This is a genomic window from Stenotrophomonas sp. NY11291 (genome assembly GCF_023277365.1).
GTDB lineage: Bacteria > Pseudomonadota > Gammaproteobacteria > Xanthomonadales > Xanthomonadaceae > Stenotrophomonas > Stenotrophomonas geniculata.
Map to the genome: position 1 here is coordinate 3792034 of NZ_CP096975.1, position 16592 is coordinate 3808625.

The 16592-nt window shown below is 64.9% G+C and carries 17 protein-coding genes; 7 read left to right on the plus strand and 10 right to left on the minus strand.

Annotated features, from left to right (window positions below; all coding sequences use genetic code 11):
• Positions 1-55: 55 nt before the first annotated feature.
• Entirely contained in the window at positions 56-1429 is a 1374-nt protein-coding gene (locus tag M1L61_RS17705; protein WP_228354731.1) for a sigma-54 dependent transcriptional regulator, read from the plus strand.
• 118 nt (positions 1430-1547) lie between these two features.
• On the opposite strand, the gene pilB is transcribed toward M1L61_RS17705, so the two are convergent.
• Together pilB and M1L61_RS17715 are read right to left on the minus strand one after the other, a co-directional pair.
• Positions 1548-3275, minus strand: a complete 1728-nt coding sequence (pilB, locus tag M1L61_RS17710; RefSeq protein ID WP_248853872.1) for a type IV-A pilus assembly ATPase PilB — start codon at positions 3273-3275, stop codon at positions 1548-1550.
• Between the two features lie 308 nt (positions 3276-3583).
• Complete coding sequence (locus M1L61_RS17715) at positions 3584-4027, minus strand: pilin (RefSeq protein WP_241881160.1); 444 nt, start codon at positions 4025-4027, stop codon at positions 3584-3586.
• A 360-nt stretch (positions 4028-4387) separates the two neighbouring features.
• On the opposite strand from M1L61_RS17715, the gene M1L61_RS17720 reads away from it, so the two are divergent.
• From M1L61_RS17720 to coaE, 3 genes are read left to right on the plus strand one after another with little or no spacing between them, the layout of a single operon-like run.
• Entirely contained in the window at positions 4388-5647 is a 1260-nt protein-coding gene (locus M1L61_RS17720; RefSeq protein WP_248853873.1) for a type II secretion system F family protein, read from the plus strand.
• 8 nt (positions 5648-5655) lie between these two features.
• Positions 5656-6519: an A24 family peptidase gene (locus M1L61_RS17725; protein ID WP_010481503.1), complete on the plus strand. Its 864-nt coding sequence runs from the start codon at positions 5656-5658 to the stop codon at positions 6517-6519.
• An 11-nt stretch (positions 6520-6530) separates the two neighbouring features.
• Positions 6531-7142, plus strand: a complete 612-nt coding sequence (gene coaE / locus M1L61_RS17730) for a dephospho-CoA kinase (protein WP_043402827.1) — start codon at positions 6531-6533, stop codon at positions 7140-7142.
• Positions 7143-7302: 160 nt separating this feature from the next.
• Here coaE and M1L61_RS17735 read toward each other — a convergent pair whose 3' ends face one another.
• From M1L61_RS17735 to rimK, 6 genes are all read right to left on the minus strand, one after another.
• Positions 7303-7689, minus strand: coding sequence for a hypothetical protein (locus tag M1L61_RS17735; protein ID WP_049481722.1), 387 nt, complete (start codon positions 7687-7689; stop codon positions 7303-7305).
• A gap of 484 nt (positions 7690-8173) precedes the next feature.
• Complete coding sequence (locus M1L61_RS17740) at positions 8174-9541, minus strand: HAMP domain-containing sensor histidine kinase (RefSeq protein WP_032952284.1); 1368 nt, start codon at positions 9539-9541, stop codon at positions 8174-8176.
• Positions 9504-10181: a response regulator transcription factor gene (locus tag M1L61_RS17745; RefSeq protein ID WP_005410804.1), complete on the minus strand. Its 678-nt coding sequence runs from the start codon at positions 10179-10181 to the stop codon at positions 9504-9506. Before M1L61_RS17745 ends, M1L61_RS17740 begins: the two co-directional genes overlap by 38 nt.
• An 8-nt stretch (positions 10182-10189) precedes the next feature.
• Positions 10190-10663, minus strand: a complete 474-nt coding sequence (locus M1L61_RS17750) for a hypothetical protein (RefSeq protein ID WP_010481496.1) — start codon at positions 10661-10663, stop codon at positions 10190-10192.
• Positions 10664-10752: 89 nt separating this feature from the next.
• Positions 10753-11229, minus strand: coding sequence for a hypothetical protein (locus M1L61_RS17755; RefSeq protein ID WP_010481495.1), 477 nt, complete (start codon positions 11227-11229; stop codon positions 10753-10755).
• Positions 11230-11475: 246 nt separating this feature from the next.
• Entirely contained in the window at positions 11476-12354 is an 879-nt protein-coding gene (rimK, locus tag M1L61_RS17760) for a 30S ribosomal protein S6--L-glutamate ligase (protein WP_005410807.1), read from the minus strand.
• Between the two features lie 167 nt (positions 12355-12521).
• On the opposite strand from rimK, the gene M1L61_RS17765 reads away from it, so the two are divergent.
• Positions 12522-12887 carry a hypothetical protein gene (locus M1L61_RS17765; protein ID WP_224328455.1) on the plus strand — a complete coding sequence of 122 codons (366 nt, stop codon included), beginning with the start codon at positions 12522-12524 and terminating at the stop codon, positions 12885-12887.
• A gap of 64 nt (positions 12888-12951) precedes the next feature.
• Here the strand turns inward: M1L61_RS17765 and M1L61_RS17770 are convergent, their stop codons facing one another.
• Positions 12952-14136, minus strand: a complete 1185-nt coding sequence (locus tag M1L61_RS17770) for a hypothetical protein (protein ID WP_248853874.1) — start codon at positions 14134-14136, stop codon at positions 12952-12954.
• A 115-nt stretch (positions 14137-14251) separates the two neighbouring features.
• Here M1L61_RS17770 and M1L61_RS17775 point away from each other — a divergent pair, with 115 nt between their 5' ends.
• Positions 14252-15109 (plus strand): PoNe immunity protein domain-containing protein, encoded by an 858-nt coding sequence (locus tag M1L61_RS17775; RefSeq protein ID WP_248853875.1) that lies wholly within the window; start codon positions 14252-14254, stop codon positions 15107-15109.
• 1 nt (position 15110) lies between these two features.
• On the opposite strand, the gene M1L61_RS17780 is transcribed toward M1L61_RS17775, so the two are convergent.
• The gene (locus tag M1L61_RS17780) at positions 15111-15515 is read right to left on the minus strand and encodes a DUF805 domain-containing protein (protein ID WP_019336442.1); all 405 of its coding nucleotides are present in this window, start codon (positions 15513-15515) and stop codon (positions 15111-15113) included.
• Between the two features lie 294 nt (positions 15516-15809).
• On the opposite strand from M1L61_RS17780, the gene M1L61_RS17785 reads away from it, so the two are divergent.
• Positions 15810-16544, plus strand: a complete 735-nt coding sequence (locus M1L61_RS17785) for a hypothetical protein (protein WP_049437318.1) — start codon at positions 15810-15812, stop codon at positions 16542-16544.
• Positions 16545-16592 lie beyond the last annotated feature (48 nt).

Below are 16592 nucleotides of genomic sequence, written 5' to 3' on the forward strand. Positions count from 1 at the left end.
GATCTGTGCGTCAAACATTTGTCGCTTCCAGCCCCCTCGTTTATCTTTCACGCCCATGAACGAAACCCGCAGCGCCCTCGTCGTCGACGATGAACGCGACATCCGCGAACTGCTGGTACTGACCCTCGGCCGCATGGGGCTGCGCATCAGTACCGCCGCCAACCTGGCCGAAGCACGCGAGCTGCTGGCCAGCAATCCGTACGACCTGTGCATCACCGACATGCGCCTTCCGGATGGCAACGGCATTGAGCTGGTCAGCGAAATCGCCCAGCACTACCCGCGCACGCCGGTGGCGATGATCACCGCCTTCGGCAGCATGGACCTGGCCGTGGAAGCGCTGAAAGCCGGCGCCTTCGACTTCGTCAGCAAGCCGGTGGACATCTCGGTGCTGCGTGGCCTGGTCAAGCACGCGCTGGAACTCAACAACACCGAACGCCCTGCGCCCGGCCCCGCCACCGAACAGGCTGCACGCCTGCTGGGCGCTTCGCCGGCCATGGACGTGTTGCGCACCACCATCGGCAAGGTCGCGCGCAGCCAGGCGCCGGTCTACATCCTCGGTGAATCCGGGGTTGGCAAGGAACTGGTCGCCCGCACCATCCACGCCCAGGGCGCGCGTGCGGCCGGCCCGTTCGTTCCGGTCAACTGCGGCGCCATTCCCGGCGAGCTGATGGAGAGCGAATTCTTCGGCCACCGCAAAGGCAGCTTCAGCGGCGCCCATGCCGACAAGCCCGGCCTGTTCCAGGCGGCGCACGGCGGCACCCTGTTCCTGGACGAAGTGGCCGAGCTGCCGCTGCAGATGCAGGTGAAGCTGCTGCGCGCGATCCAGGAGAAGTCGGTGCGCGCGGTCGGTGCGGCCAACGAAGAGCCGGTGGACGTACGCATCCTCTCTGCCACCCACAAGGACCTGGCCGAGCTGGTCGAAGATGGGCGCTTCCGCCACGACCTGTACTACCGCATCAACGTGATCGAACTGAAGGTGCCGCCGCTGCGCGAGCGCCGCCAGGACCTGCCGGAGCTGGCGGCCGCCGTGCTGGCGCGGCTGGCCCGCAGCCACGGCCGTGCCACCCCGCTACTGGCGCCGTCGGCGCTGGAGGCGCTGGACCACTATGCGTTCCCGGGCAATGTGCGCGAGCTGGAGAACATTCTGGAACGCGCGCTGGCACTGGCCGAAGAAGACCGCATCGGTGCCGACGACCTGCGCCTGCCGCAGCATGCCCCGCGCACGCCCGGCAGCGCAGCGCACGCGGAAGCCGTGGTGGACCTGCAGCCCGGCAGTGCCGCCCTGCCCTCGTACATCGAGCAGCTGGAACGCAGCGCCATCCAGCGCGCGCTGGAAGAGAACCGCTGGAACAAGACCCGGACCGCCGCGCAGCTGGGCATCACCTTCCGCGCGCTGCGCTACAAGCTGAAGAAGCTGGGGATGGAGTAAGGGCCGAACGGCCCTGGCAGGCGCCAACCTTGGTTGGCGCTGCGCCGCCGCGCCATCCGCGCATGGCGTGGATCTACTGCTCTTCGGGCCATCAGCCGAGCATAGGCTCGGCTCTACCTCAATCCTTGGTCACGCGATTGATCTCGGCCAGGCTGGTCACGCCCGCAGCCGCCTTCTTCAACGCCGACTGCCGCAGGTCATTCACTCCGATCTGCTGCGCCGCCTCGGCAATCTGCAGCGCATTGCCACCGGCCAGCACGATGGTGGCGATCTCATCGGTCATCGGCATCACCTGGTAGATACCGGTTCGGCCCTTGTAGCCCTCGGTGCACTCATCGCAGCCCACCGCCTCGTACAGCTGGATGCCCGCATCCAGCTGCGCCTGGGTGAAGCCCTCGGCCAGCAGCGCATGCTCCGGCAGGTTGGCCGGACGCTTGCAGTTGCCGCACAACCGGCGTGCCAGGCGCTGCGCGATCACCAGCGTCACCGAGCTGGTGATGTTGTACGGGGCGATACCCATGTTCATCAGGCGCGCGATGGTCTGCGGCGCATCGTTGGTATGCAGCGTGGACAGCACCATGTGGCCGGTCTGCGCCGCCTTGATCGCAATCTCGGCCGTCTCCAGGTCGCGGATTTCGCCGACCATGATGATGTCCGGATCCTGTCGCAGGAACGAGCGCAGCGCCGCGGCGAAGGTCATGCCGCGCTTGTTGTTCTGCTGCACCTGGTTGACACCGGGCAAGCGGATTTCCACCGGGTCTTCGGCGGTGGAGATGTTGCGCGTCTCATCGTTGAGGATGCCCAGCGCCGTGTACAGCGACACCGTCTTGCCCGAACCGGTGGGGCCGGTCACCAGCACCATGCCGTACGGCTTGTGGATGGCCTCCAGGAACAGCTTCTGCTGGTCCGGCTCGTAGCCCAGCTTGTCGATACCCAGCTTGGCCGCGCTGCCATCGAGGATACGCAGCACCACCTTCTCGCCGAACAGGGTCGGCAGCGTGCTGACGCGGAAGTCGATCTGCTTGGTCTTGGACAGGTTGAGCTTGATGCGACCGTCCTGCGGCACGCGCTTCTCGGCGATGTCCAGCTGCGCCATCACCTTCAGGCGCGCGGCAATGCGCTGGTTCAACTTCACCGGCGCGCGCGCCACCATCTTCAGCAGGCCGTCGATGCGCAGGCGCACGCGGTAATCGTCTTCGTAGGGTTCGAAGTGGATGTCCGATGCGCCCTTGCGGATCGCGTCGACCAGCACCTTGTTGACGAACTTCACCACCGGGGTGTCGTCACCCTTGGCGTCGATGCCGGAGTCGCCGCCGGCATTGTCCTCGTCACCCAACCCGACATCGAGGTTGGCCATGCCCTCGTCATCGCCACCGAGCGCGTCGCCGATGGTGTCGTGGCTGGCGTGCCACTGCTCCAGCGTCCGGCGGATCTGGTCTTCGTCGACCAGGATCGGTTCTACCACCAGATTGGTGTGGAACTTGATCTCGTCCAGCGCATGGGTCGGATTGCTGGTGCCCACGAACAGCTTGCCGCCGCGTTTGAACAGCGGCAGCACGTTGTGCTTGCGCAGCAGTTCCTCGCTGACCAGGCTCATCGCGTTCTGGCTGGCGTCGAACGTGGAAACGTCGAACAGGGGCATGCCGAACTCGACCGCGTTGGCGGCGGCGAGCTGCGAGGCGCTGACCAGCTTGTTCTGCGCGAACCAGGTTGGCAGCGGCTGGCGAGCGGCGGCGGCCTTGGCCATGGCGTCGCGGGCAGAGGCCTCATCCAGGGCACCGTCCTGGACCAGGCGGCGGGCCAGTCCGGTGATGCCGACGAGATTGGGGGTGGTTACCGCATTCATATGAATCCTCTACTCTGAGGGTCGCCGTTGCCTTGTCGGTCGAGGCCACGATGAGGCGGCCAGATCAATCTAGACGGGGGGCCTACCATGACGCCGATCCTTCAGCATTACTGTGTCGCCCGGACCTCCCGTTCCCGGCGATGAAGCGATTCTGATGCCCATCGGAATGATAGCGGCGTCAGGGCAATCCAGCAGCAGTTTCCGGCAACAGACCAAAAATCACGTTGCGGCGTTCTCTCCCATAAAAAAAAAGCGGAGAGCATTTGCTCTCCGCTTTTCATCCCGCAATTGCTCTGCCGATTACCGGCTTACTCGCCGGCGGAAACGGTCTTGTTCTGGCAGCTACCCGGGCGATACTTGGTGTCGATGCTGCCCGAGCAGGTCCAGCTCGGAACAACGCCCTTGGACACCTGGGACGCATCAGCCTTCAAAGTAATGGTTTTGGTATCGACATCGTCAGAAATATTCTGCGCGGTAGCAGTGATAGTGCCGGTAGCGTTATCCCAAGCCAGAGCACTGACGTACTGAGTCTTCTGGAAATCCGGCTGCCATTCTTTCGGAGGCAGAGCATTATTGGTGGCCACGTACTCCGACACGTCGGTACGCAGCGAAGAAGCCGCAAGGATCACTTCCGAGACCTTGGCCTTCTTGGTGTAGTTCGAGTATGCCGGCAGCGCAATGGCAGCCAGGATGGCGATGATCGCAACAACGATCATCAGTTCGATCAGGGTGAAGCCCTTCTGGTTCTTCATGGTGATACATCCCCAAGATAAGTGGTGGTTGATGTCGGGGTGGTGGCCGGCCGGTCAGATGACCGGATGAGCAGGCTGCCCGTCCCCGCGGGTGGATCAACGCAGGTTACGTGCCAATCTCCCATGGCAGCGTCTCCCCGATTTCCCCGCGCCAATGATGGCAGCAATTTCGCGGATGGGAACCCCCCAGAAGCGAATCTGCGATGGACGCGGCAATGTGACGCGGTACGTCACCTTTCGTCTCGTCAGGTCGAAAACCCTGCGCGGCGTCACGCCAGCAGGCTCCCCGGACGGCCCTGAACCGGCTACCATCGCCGGTCAGGATGCCCGCCTGGGGATGGCGGGCCTTGGGGAGCCAACATGTCTGTCAGTCGCAGTGCGATCAAGAAAGAGCCCGTGGCGCGTAGCACCATGGAGCTGCAGCCGTTTGTCTGGGAGGGGACCGACAAGCGGGGTATCAAGATGAAGGGCGAGCAGTTGGCCAAGAACGCCAATATGCTGCGCGCCGAACTACGCAAGCAGGGAATCAACCCCGGCCAGGTTAAGCCGAAGCCGAAGCCGCTGTTCGGCACAGCCGGCAAGCCGGTGAGTGCCAAGGACATCGCCTTCTTCAGCCGGCAGATGGCGACGATGATGAAGTCCGGCGTGCCGATAGTCTCGGCACTGGAGATCATCGGCAGCGGGCACAAAAACCCACGCATGAAGAAGATGGTGGACGGAGTTCGCGCCGACATCGAAGGCGGCTCATCGCTGCACGAAGCGATCAGCCGCTACCCTGTCCAGTTCGACGAGCTCTACCGCAACCTGGTACGGGCTGGTGAAAGTGCCGGCGTGCTGGAAACGGTGCTGGATACCATCGCCACCTATAAAGAGAACATCGAGGCGCTGAAGGGCAAGATCAAGAAGGCCCTGTTCTACCCGGCCATGGTGCTGGTGGTGGCCTTCCTGGTCAGCACCGTCTTGCTGGTCTGGGTGGTGCCGCAGTTCGAGGAGGTCTTCAAGAGCTTCGGTGCAGACCTACCGGCCTTCACCCAGATGGTGGTCAACCTGTCAAAGTTCATGGTGTCCTGGTGGTGGCTGATGGCCATCGTCATGATCGGATCGGTGGTGGCCATCGCCATGACCTACCGACGCTCGGAGAAGATGCAGCATACGGTCGACCGGCTGGTGCTGAAGGTGCCGGTGATCGGCCAGATCATGCATAACAGCGCCATTGCCCGATTTGCACGGACCACGGCGGTGACCTTCAAGGCCGGCGTGCCGCTGGTGGAGGCGCTGGGCATCGTGGCTGGCGCCACCGGCAACAAGGTCTATGGCGAGGCGGTACTGCGGATGCGCGACGACGTCTCGGTGGGCTACCCGGTCAACATGGCCATGAAGCAGCTGAACCTGTTCCCGCACATGGTCATCCAGATGACCGGCATCGGCGAAGAGGCAGGCGCCCTGGACGCCATGCTGTTCAAGGTGGCTGAATACTACGAGCAGGAAGTGAACAATGCCGTGGATGCCTTGAGCAGCCTGCTGGAACCGATGATCATGGTGTTCATTGGTACCATTGTCGGTGGCTTGGTCATCGCGATGTACCTGCCCATCTTCAAACTCGGCGCCGTCGTCGGCTAAAGGTATCAATGGCATTTCTCGACCAGCACCCCGGCCTCGGCTACCCCGCCGCGGCCGCCCTGGGACTGCTGCTGGGCAGTTTCCTGAACGTGGTCATCCTGCGGCTGCCCAAGCGGCTGGAGTGGCAGTGGAAGCGCGATGCGCGCGAAGTCCTGGAGGAACCGGACTTCTATGAGCCCCCGCCTCCGGGGATCGTGGTGGAGCCGTCGCACTGCCCGCACTGCAAGCACAAGCTGAGCTGGTACGAGAACATCCCGCTGTTCAGCTGGATCATCCAGGGGGGCAAGTGCCGCCACTGCAAGGCGCCGATCTCGCTGCAGTACCCGCTGGTGGAGGCGCTGACCTCGGTACTGGTGCTGGCCTGCGTCTGGCAGTTCGGTTTCGGCTGGCAGGGCTTTGGCGCCATCGTGCTGACCTGCTTCCTGATCGCCCTGTCCGGCATTGACCTGCGCACGCAGCTGCTGCCCGACCAGCTCACCCTGCCGCTGATGTGGCTGGGGCTGATAGGCAGCATCGACAACCTGTACATGCCGGCCAAGCCCGCCCTGGTGGGTGCGGCGGTGGGTTACCTGTCGCTGTGGACGGTCTGGTGGCTGTTCAAGCAGCTGACCGGCAAGGAAGGCATGGGCCACGGCGACTTCAAGCTGCTGGCGGCGCTGGGCGCTTGGTGCGGGCTGAAGGGCATCCTGCCGATCATCCTGTTGTCGTCGGTGCTGGGCGCCATCATCGGCTCGATCTGGCTGTACAGCCGCGGTCGTGACCGCGCCACGCCCATCCCGTTCGGCCCCTACCTGGCCGTTGCCGGCTGGCTGTACTTCATGTGGGGTGCGCCACTGGTGGAGCAGTACCTGGTGATGAGCGGGCTGCGCTGAGGGGAGTCCCCATGAGCCGCTATGTAGTTGGCCTGACCGGAGGCATCGCCTCCGGCAAGAGCGAAGTGACCCGGCGCTTCGAGGCGCTGGGCATCGTGGTGGCCGACGCCGATCTGGCTGCCCGTGCCGTAGTGGCCGCCGGCAGCCCGGCGCTGGCCCGCATTGCCGAGCGCTTCGGCGCCGACATGCTGCTGGCCGACGGCAGCCTTGACCGGGGCCGCCTGCGCGCTCACGTGTTCGCCGACCCGGCCGAGCGGACGGCGCTGGAAGCGATCACCCACCCGGCTATCCGCCTGCTGATGCAGCAGCAGTGCGAGCAGGCCACCAGCGCCTATGCGATTGCGGCCATTCCGCTGCTGACCGAGGTGGGCGGGCGGAAGGCCTACCCATGGCTGGACCGGGTGTTGCTGGTGGATGCGCCCGAAGCCGTGCAACACGCCCGGCTGATGCAGCGGGATGGCATTGATGCCGCGCTGGCCGACCGGATGATTGCTGCACAGGCCAGCCGCGCGCAGCGGTTGGCGCTGGCCGATGATGTGGTGGTCAATGATGGACAGCCGGAGGACCTGCAGGTGCAGGTGGAACAGCTGCATGCGCGGTATCTGGGGTTGGCCGGGGGTTGAGGCCGGGTTGCCGGCCAGCGGCCGGCACTACCGAAGTGCATCCACGCATGGCGTGGATCTGGGGATCTGCTGTAGAGCCGAGCCGATGCTCGGCCGCGACCATCAAGCCGAGCATCGGCTCGGCTCTACAAAACGCTCTGCATCCACGCGTGGCGTGGATCTACTCCAGCTGCAGGCGGGCGTAGCGGGCGAGTTCGCGGGCGCCGAGCAGCAGGCCGTCGACCACATCGGGATTGAGTTGCTGGCGGGCACCGCCCTGCTCCCGCGCGAGTTCGGCGGCGTGCAGCAGCTGGATCAGGGTATGCAGACCGGCAAGCGTGCGGCTGAGGCCGGCCATCATGGCTGCCTGCGCCGGGCTGGCCCCCTGCACGTCCAGCGGCTGGCCGTCGGCGGCGTCGCGGCCATCCATGCGCGCCAGCAGCGCGGGCAGCAGGTCCTTGGGGTCATCCAGCAGAACTTCGACACGCTCGGCGACGTCGGCAGGCAGCAGGTTCGCCGCATCGCCGATCAGGGCGTGCAGCTGGGGGAACAGCGGGCGGGTGGACATGGTGGAGCTCCTCGCAGTCGGCAGGCCACCTGCAGATGCAAGGTGGCGGACGGTGCGGGTTGGCGTACCGGAGACCCAACAATCAGCAAAAAGACTCCAGCGGATTCTGACGAATCCCCACGCACCGCCCGCCGAAACAAGGCACGCGGTGCATTTTCCACGACAGGCCGACGCCAGCCGGAAGTTTGCTGAATGTTGGTTTTTTTCAGGACGCCAATCCCGGCCAAGGCACCTGCCCCGGCCAGGTCATCAGGCCATCGCCACACGCGGCGAACTGTAAGGAAATTCCCAAGTGCGGCGCGGGCTTGCCAATGCGTGCGCTGGAACACGCGCAGGGCGCGGCAGCGATCACGGTGGTGTCGCGTTGGGCCTGAGGCCCGATCATCGCGCGAGGATGATTTGGTGGCACAAGCGACACAGAGCGCGATGCAAGGTCGGCAGGGTTCGTGCCGACCAAGGTCGGCACCCACCAAAGCACGGGCCCTTACAGCGGCTTCGGCGAGAACGTCAGGGTGGCGATCACGCCACGCTGGCCACCGGGGCGCACGCTCACCTGCCAGCCGTACAGGTCGCACAGGCGGCTGACGATCGACAGGCCGATGCCGCCGCCCTGCGAATGGCCGGCGTGGGTGCCACGGTAGCCACGCTGGAACAGCTTGGCTGCGTCTTCCTCGCTCAGGCCCGGGCCGCTGTCGGTTACCGACACCGAATTGGTGCCGACGAACACGCGTACCTCGCCGTCCTGCGAGTACTTCACGGCATTGCCGATCAGGTTGCCCAGTGCCACCGACAGCGCCGCCTCGGGCGCATCGATCACCAGGTTGCGCTCACCTTCCAGCAGCAGTTCCAGCGGCTTGCCACCCAGCTGCGCACGATGCGCATCCAGCAGTTGCTCGGCCACGCGGGCGACGTTGCTGGTGCCCTGTCCGCGCTCGTTGCGCGACAGCAGCAGCAGCGCGCCGATCAGGTCGCTGCACTGCTGTTCGGCACGCTGGATGCGCTGCAGGCGCTGCAGCACCTTCTCGTCCAGGCCGGGCCGGGTCAGCAGCAGCTCGGTGGCGCCACGGATCACCGCCAACGGCGTGCGCAGCTCATGGCTGACGTCTGCATTGAATTCACGGTCGCGCTGCACCACTTCGGTCAGCCGCGAGGAATAGTCGTCCAGCGCCTGGGCCAGCTGCCCCACTTCGTCGTCGGGGAAGCGTGGCGCCAAGGGTTCGGGATCGCTGGTGCCGCCGCGGTAGGCGCGCAGCCGCGCGGCCAGATCCGACACCGGCTTCATCACCTTCGACGCCGACCACCAGCCCAGCACCAGCGACAGCACGCTGAACACCAGCACCGACAGCACCAGCGCGCGGTTGAGCTGCTTGCCGCCGCGCACGCTGTCGGTCATGTCATAGGCAAGGAAGAACCAGGCGTCGGGCGTCTTGCGCACGGCCAGCTTGTAGGAGTACGGCTCGCCGTGCTCATCGCCACTGACGCTGTGGATGCCATCGGAGAAGCCCGCCCACTGCGCGCGTTCTTCGCGCACCCGGTCGAACTTGTCCTTCGAATAGGCATAGGCCCTGATCTGCAGCACCGGTGCGTCCGGGTTATGCCCGGGGTGCTCGTAATAGCGGCGCGCATACTCGTCGATGTTGCGATTCATCAGCTCTTCCACCAGCTGGTTTTCCACGCGCAGGCGGGCCCAGTTGGTGGCGAACGCGAACAGTGTTGTCAGGCAGAAGCCCAACAACACGAACGAAACGATGATGCGGCTGCGCAGGCGCCGCCGATAAGGCGTGCGCCGGCGCTCCCCCTTGGTTGCCACCGAATCAGGCTTCCGGGGTGGCGATGCGGTATCCGATGCCATGGCGGGTCTGGATCAGCGGCACTTCAAACGGCTTGTCGACCACCGCACGCAGGCCATGGATGTGCACGCGCAGGGAATCGGAATCGGGCAGTTCTTCGCCCCACACACGGGTTTCCAGTTCCTGGCGGGTCACCACGGCCGGGGCCGCTTCCATCAGCGCCTGCAGGATCTTCAGTGCGGTCGGGTTGAGCTGCAGCAGCTTGCCCTGGCGGCGCACTTCCAGCGTATCCAGGTTGTATTCCAGATCGCCGGTTTCCAGCACGCGGGTCTGCACGCCCTTGCCGCGACGCGACAGGGCGTTCAGACGCACTTCCACTTCCTGCAGCGCGAACGGCTTGATCAGGTAGTCGTCCGCGCCGGAATCGAAGCCCGCCAGCTTGTTGTCCAGCGAGTCGCGGGCGGTGAGCATCAGTACCGGGGTCTGCTTGCGCGCTTCATTGCGCAACTTGCGGCAGACCTCGATGCCGTCCATGCCTGGCAGATTGAGATCCAGCACGATCGCGTCGAACTCGTGCACCACGGCCAGGTGCAGACCGGTAACCCCGTCAGCCGCGAAGTCCACGGTGTGGCCCCGGTCCTCCAGGTAGTCGCCCAGGTTGGCCGCAATGTCGCTGTTGTCTTCGATTACCAGGATTCTCACTGTCACCTCTAATTGACGAATTTGCCGACGCGCTGGGCCTGGCCCATATCACGCTGTGCCTTGTCCTTCCGCCGGGCGCGCTCGGCAACGGTAGTGCACTGCGTCGTGGCCCGGTTCGAACCCGTGGCCTTTTCACGTTGGCATATTAGACGACTATCTTCACGTGCCTGTGTCAAAACCGTGTTCACGATCTGCTGGTCGTTGAAGACATCGGTTCGTACCTGTTCAGGCATGGAATCGCGGTCAGGGTGCTGCTCGACGGCCGTACGCATGCGCACCAGCGCCTCGCGCACGCGGCTGCGGTCGGTCTGCTTCAGTTCGCTGTAGGTCTCGCCATCGTTGAGTTCGATTTCGATGCGCTCGATCTGCTGTTGCAGCGGCTTGCCGGGGATAAAGACCTCGCCGGCCTGGTTCGATGCAGAGGCGGCGGTGGCCAGGGTCAGGCCCGAGATCAGGACCGCCGACATCAGGAGGGACTTCATGACAAACGAATCCTTGTTTGAGTTGAGTGCTGACTGTATTCGCACCACCTTCACGCCAGCAAGTGCCATGCGCAGGGGCATCGGACGGCCTAGTGGTTGGTGGCGGGGTTGAAGTTGTTGAAGGTGCGCTGGTCGTTGAGCAGGGCCTTGCCCTTCTCCTCGATCCGGCGGCGCTCAGCCACGGTCAGGCAGCGGCTTTTAGGCATGTTGCTGCCGGTGGTGCGGGTGTGCTGGCAGATCTGGCGGCTGTCTTCATGGGCGCGGACAAGAACCGTGTTGATCCGCTCCTGGTCGTTGAAGACCTCCGCCTGGACCTGCGGCGGGAGCTCCTGAAGCGTGCGGTGATCACCCATGCGCTGGGTGATGCGCGCCAGTGCCTGCTGCACCTGGGCACGGTCGTCAGCGGAAATCTCGCTGTATTCGCCGTCATCGAGGGCCTTTTCAACCCGCCGGACCTGCTCGGCCACCGGTGCCTGCCCGTCCATCTGAATGGCGGTCTTCTCCGGCTTGGCGGAGACAGCACCAGACAGCCCCAGCAACAACGCGATCATCGTGATGCGGTACATCGCCAGCCTCCGGATCCATCCAGGAACGATGGGCGCCACTCTACGGCCGTCACGTTGCCTCCACAAGGGACCTGCGGCGGGCATAAAAAAGACCCAGGCGGTGCCCCGCCTGGGTCTGAAGTCGTATCCCGATACCGATCCTGCTGAGAGGCAGAGCTGCGGTTCGCTGAAGGCTACGCCGGCGCCGATTAAAGGCATGTTAAAGCCGGCCTCATTTGCCCATGAGAATTTCAAGCCATTGATTGATCATGGCTTTTTAAGCTTCTCGACGTGCTCGATGATGCGCGTGGCCACATCTACCCCGCAGGCGGCTTCGATGCCCTCCAGCCCTGGCGTGGAGTTGACCTCCAGCACCAGCGGGCCGCGCGCGGAGCGGATCAGGTCCACGCCACAGACCGACAGGCCCAGCGCCTTGGCCGAGCGCACCGCCACCTGCTGTTCGGCGCGGCTGGCCTTGGCCGCCACCGCGGTGCCGCCGGCATGCAGGTTGGAGCGGAAGTCCCCTTCCGGCGCCTGGCGCTGCATCGACGCCACCACCTGGTCACCGACCACGAAGCAGCGCAGGTCGGCGCCCTTGGCTTCGCCGATGAACTCCTGCATCAGGAAGTTGGCGTACAGGCCCCGCAGGGCCTCGACGATGCCACGCGACGCACTGGCCTTCTCGGTGAGGATCACCCCCCGTCCCTGGGTACCTTCGTTGAGCTTCACCACGTGTGGCGGCGGGCCGAGCATGGACAGCAGGTCGACGGTGTCATCCGGGTTGTCGCCGAACACGGTGACCGGCATGTCGATGCCCTTGGCGGCCAGCAGCTGGTGCGCACGCAGCTTGTCGCGCGAACGCAGGATCGCGTCGGAGGGGTTGGGCGTACGCGCGCCCATCAGCTCGAACTGGCGCAGCACGGCGGTGCCATAGCGGGTGATCGAGGCACCGATGCGCGGAATCACCATGTCCACGCCGGTCATCGGCCGGCCCTTGTAGTGCATCGAGAAACCATCGGCGGCAATGCGCATGTAGCAGCGCAGCGGATCGAGGATGCGTACGGTGTGGCCGCGCGCGCGGGCCGCCTCGACCAGCCGGCGGGTGGAGTACAGGGAGCTGTTGCGGGACAGGATGGCGAGCTTCATCGCGGCAGGATCGGACGGCAGGCGCGCAGCATAGCGCGGGCGTGTGGCGGGTGGATGATGCCCAGCAGGCCGCCGCATCTGCGTGCCTGACGGGGCTGTGCGAAGATGCCTTTCGCCGGCTGATGGACAGAACACGACCGGCTTACACACCCCAAGGAGAACCACAGATGCGAATGGGAATTCCGCTGTTGTTGCTGTTTGGCCTGGTGGGAGGCGCCGCAGACGTACAGGCTGCGCCGACCCATGCAGTCTCCCGGCTCTACTTCGATGCCAACAACACGCTGATCGGCCAGGGCCTGCGCTACTGCACAGGCAAGACACAGCACCAGGGCGTTGCCTCACACGCCAATACCCGCTGGATCGATGTTTCCTACGCCTGCCAGGGCGACTCGACCGACGTTTCCTACGGCAGCTGGGTGCCTGCGCAACTTCGGCAGGACTTCTGCACGCTGTATGACGCCTGCACGTCACTGATGCCATGGCCGGAACCCGGTCTGCCCGGCACCCTCGGCAACGGCTTCTACTCTGACTGACGGCCGGTAGCCGCCGCACCGTCTCCGGCGATGGCCGCACCGTCGCCGGGGACATCCTCATGGCTCATCCAAGGGATGCGTGGCGCCGCCAAACCGCGCGGGGCAGGCGCAACGAGAAGTGCCCATCGCGGACACGCACGGCCAGTGCGGTTTCCCGCCATTCCACAGGCAAGGCGAGTGCCGTGTGTAGCGTGGGGATGCGTGTGATCGCGTCGAACGTCCAGTGTTCCTCATAGGCGTCGCAGCGAAGCGTACCGTCATCGCCGGCCTCGATCACATCGATCCAGGCCCCACTGCGGGCCTTGCCGCTGCCGCCCGTCGCACGGCGGCCAATGGCCTGCCAACGCCCCTGCCAGTGGACGAGCCATACGCCCTCGATGGGACGCAGATCCCCATCAAGCACGCTGCCCGCCACCACCACGCATTGTCCGGACGGGCTGGTGATCACCGTCTCCAGATCGCAGGCGTGACGGTCACTGGGCTCGCCATCGAGACAGAGCGCGTACGGGCAGATGCGCGCGAACAGGGTCGGATGCGCGGTCAGGCGCAGATCGTCGGGAAGCAGCGGGATGGCCTGCAGCACCCGGGCATCCGGCAGGACATGCCGCAATGCCTGCGGCAACCCGGCGGCCAGCGCCGGATGCTCCGGGTCCAGCCATAGACCCCGGCAGGGGCGCAGCGTGCTCGATCGGCAGGGATGATCCCGCAACCACATCGCGGCTTCGGCATCCCCGCCAAGCTGCCGGCGCTCGTGCAGCTCCTGCCAGAACAGGCTGGGAACAATCGCCAGCAGGTGCATCACCCTCTTGTCCGCTTCGTCGTAGACGATCACCGCTTCGCTGCGATCAATGTAGCCACTGGCCACGCGCAGCGCGCTTCCCGCCAGCGTCTGCCACTCGCCACTGGCATCGTGGCTGCCTCCGGTGGATACGCCCTCGACAATGGCGCCATCGCGCAGCATCTGGGTGCTGTAGGCCGGCCCTCCCATGCCCAGCTCACCCCAATCCAACAGGACATCATGCGTGGGCGGCCGTGTGGCAAAGGGCAGCGTCGCCCGCGAGCGCAGCAGTGCGCCGCCTACGGCATCACCGACCAGATCGAAGCGCTGCAGCACGCCACCCACTGCAAGGCACGCGGCCAGGGCGACAACCACGCCCAGCGGCGACCACCAGGCCACGCAGATGGCGACCAGGACCAGGAACGGCAGCCACTGGGTGAAACGGCGGAGGGCGATTCGATCAACGGTCATGCGGGCAGGGTGACTGCGATTGCGCACCATTCAAACCTTCAACGCGGTGCCAGGCAATGGGGGTCGAACCGGCATTGCCGCTAGACTTTCCCTGATGATGGAACCGATGACTGCCGTGAACCGCCGGAATCTGCTGCTGGACGTACTACCGCGATGGAGAGCACTGGCCAAGGATCCGGGAGTACCGCGCCGCATGCTTCGCCTGCCGGACTGGCAGGCGGACTGGAACGCGGGCATGGCCCTGCTTGCGCGTCATGCGCGCAATGGCGGTGAACCTGCGGAGGAACCGCTGCAGGGGCATGCGGCACTGGAACATGCCTACGGCTGGGAAGCGGTTGCCCAGACCGGCAGCAACCTGCTGCTGAAAGGCACCGACCGCGGCTTCGCCCCCACGGCATTGCAGCAGATGCATGCCGACGTGACAGAGCTGTGGCTGGAACACGCACGTTTGCTGGCGGTAGCCCAGGACAGCCTGCAACAGCAAGGCCACGACATCGCGCTGGCCGCGCCGTTGCAACCGCGCACAACGCAGCACTACGAATACGCCCTGCAGCTGTTGTCACTGGGCGTGCTGCTGGATGCGCAGGATCGTCTTCCGGCGCTGGTGGAGCAGGTGCTCTGCTTCGAAACCGACCGCGTGCTGGACTACCTCAGCGCGCCGGCGCTGGGCCTGGTGGAAGCCAGTGATGAGGTCTTTCATCCGCGCCCGTTCGCAGAGCTGTTCGCGCCATTGCGCGACGGTGAAGCGTTCATCCCTTCACTGCTGGCCGGCTACCTGCAGGTGCAGTACCGCGACTTCTTCCTGCTGTCGCCCAAAGCCCAGAAGCGGACCCGACGCCTGACCGGACCGAATGCCTGGGGCTACTGGGCGCTTGAGGTAGCAGCGCTGGTGGTGCTGTATGGCGGCGACGATGCCGCGCTGCGCACCTGCCCGCACTACCCTTCCGACCTGGTGGACTTCGCCCGGCGCTGAGTCAGGCGCCCGGCAGACCGGAAATGCCGCCGAATCGATTCTCTTCCTCGTTGCCCGGCAGCAGCATGACCGGGAAGAGGACGAATACGCCCAACGGGATGAAGGCGATCACGACGTACCAGCCAGACTCGTCGATGTCATGCAGTCGTCGAACGGCCAGGGCCAGCATCGGCGGAAGGAGGACGATGACCGCGCAGACCGTCATGCCCCACCCCAGCATCCGGAACGGCTCGAAGGCCTCCCCATCGAGCAGCACGGTGCCCGTCAGCCAGTATCCGCCGTCCATCAAGGTGTAGCTCGCTGCCACCACAAGCGCAGCAGACAGGGAGTACGACCAGAACTCTTTCCGGTTGGATCGCCCTGAAAAATCAAAGCAACGCCTGAGGGGCAAAAGTGCGGGGATCATTCGCGCTCCGGGCAGCGGACGATAGGTCGACGGTTAACGATCTTTTAGCATCCCCAAGCCCAGCACCAACTGAACCCTGCGGCCCGACGGGCCCGGCAGACAGCGGAGGTTGCAGGAGCCCGCCGCGGCAGCCGCGCAGCCGGAGACGCAGCGCGAACTACCGCACATTTTCACAGACGCGGGCATTCTGAATCGAATCACTGGCTTGCAGCAGTGGCGGATTGGTCGAATTCCGGTTTTCCAGAATGGCGCCTCTGCTAGCGTCACTGCTCACTCATGGATTCGAGGTTTTGAATGGCTGCGATTTCTTTTCCGCTGATGCTTGCACTGCTTTCCACCCAGGCCCCGATGGCCGCAAACGCAGAAAGTGACTACGCCAGAGCCGCAGCAGCATCGATCGGGCCGGGCATCTGCGACCCCGGCATGGACATGCTGCCGAACGGCGGAGGCGTGGTGATCCGGCGCTGCGGCAAGAACGGTACGGTCGCGGGCGTTGGCAGCAATATCGATGCTGCGACGGCCAACACCAATGGCTTCCTGGCCGTCGCCGAGGAAGGCCCGGTATGCAGTGTTTTCGCACGCGATCCCTATGTCAGCATCCCGGCACCGGGTGTGGGTATCAAAGGAGAGTGCAGTTCCACTCCGATTTCCGCCTATGGCATGACGACCACCACTGCGGGACAGAACCTGCTTGAGCTGGCCATCACCCTGGCGGCGACGCAGGCGCGGTGCAATGTCGACTACTACTATGGGTCGGCACATGGCTATAAGTATCCCTACAGCTGCACTCGCCCGGGCCAATCCTGGAGCGTTGCCGGCCTTGGCTCCAGCGTCGACGATTCAAACGCGATGGCAATGCGGCTTGTGAAGAAATCATCCAAGACCGGTACGCACTGCTATTTTGACAACGCCGAGTTGAATGGCGTCGTCTTCCGCGCATACCTGCACTGCAACGGATCGACCTATACCGGTTTCGGGAGCTCTGTAACTGCCGCGGCCAAGGACGCGGCTGCGCAAGCGGGCGCATAAGCTACTCGGGCTGTGGTTCGAAGGAGCCACAGCCCGACGCATTGAAGA

Bases quoted from the DNA above. Each gene is read 5' to 3' on its own strand.
- M1L61_RS17705 (WP_228354731.1), top strand. From the start codon at position 56: ATGAACGAAACCCGCAGCGCCCTCGTCGTCGACGATGAACGCGACATC.
- pilB (WP_248853872.1), bottom strand. From the start codon at position 3,275: ATGAATGCGGTAACCACCCCCAATCTCGTCGGCATCACCGGACTGGCC.
- M1L61_RS17715 (WP_241881160.1), bottom strand. From the start codon at position 4,027: ATGAAGAACCAGAAGGGCTTCACCCTGATCGAACTGATGATCGTTGTT.
- M1L61_RS17720 (WP_248853873.1), top strand. From the start codon at position 4,388: ATGTCTGTCAGTCGCAGTGCGATCAAGAAAGAGCCCGTGGCGCGTAGC.
- M1L61_RS17725 (WP_010481503.1), top strand. From the start codon at position 5,656: ATGGCATTTCTCGACCAGCACCCCGGCCTCGGCTACCCCGCCGCGGCC.
- coaE (WP_043402827.1), top strand. From the start codon at position 6,531: ATGAGCCGCTATGTAGTTGGCCTGACCGGAGGCATCGCCTCCGGCAAG.
- M1L61_RS17735 (WP_049481722.1), bottom strand. From the start codon at position 7,689: ATGTCCACCCGCCCGCTGTTCCCCCAGCTGCACGCCCTGATCGGCGAT.
- M1L61_RS17740 (WP_032952284.1), bottom strand. From the start codon at position 9,541: ATGGCATCGGATACCGCATCGCCACCCCGGAAGCCTGATTCGGTGGCA.
- M1L61_RS17750 (WP_010481496.1), bottom strand. From the start codon at position 10,663: ATGAAGTCCCTCCTGATGTCGGCGGTCCTGATCTCGGGCCTGACCCTG.
- M1L61_RS17755 (WP_010481495.1), bottom strand. From the start codon at position 11,229: ATGTACCGCATCACGATGATCGCGTTGTTGCTGGGGCTGTCTGGTGCT.
- rimK (WP_005410807.1), bottom strand. From the start codon at position 12,354: ATGAAGCTCGCCATCCTGTCCCGCAACAGCTCCCTGTACTCCACCCGC.
- M1L61_RS17765 (WP_224328455.1), top strand. From the start codon at position 12,522: ATGCGAATGGGAATTCCGCTGTTGTTGCTGTTTGGCCTGGTGGGAGGC.
- M1L61_RS17770 (WP_248853874.1), bottom strand. From the start codon at position 14,136: ATGACCGTTGATCGAATCGCCCTCCGCCGTTTCACCCAGTGGCTGCCG.
- M1L61_RS17780 (WP_019336442.1), bottom strand. From the start codon at position 15,515: ATGATCCCCGCACTTTTGCCCCTCAGGCGTTGCTTTGATTTTTCAGGG.
- M1L61_RS17785 (WP_049437318.1), top strand. From the start codon at position 15,810: ATGGCTGCGATTTCTTTTCCGCTGATGCTTGCACTGCTTTCCACCCAG.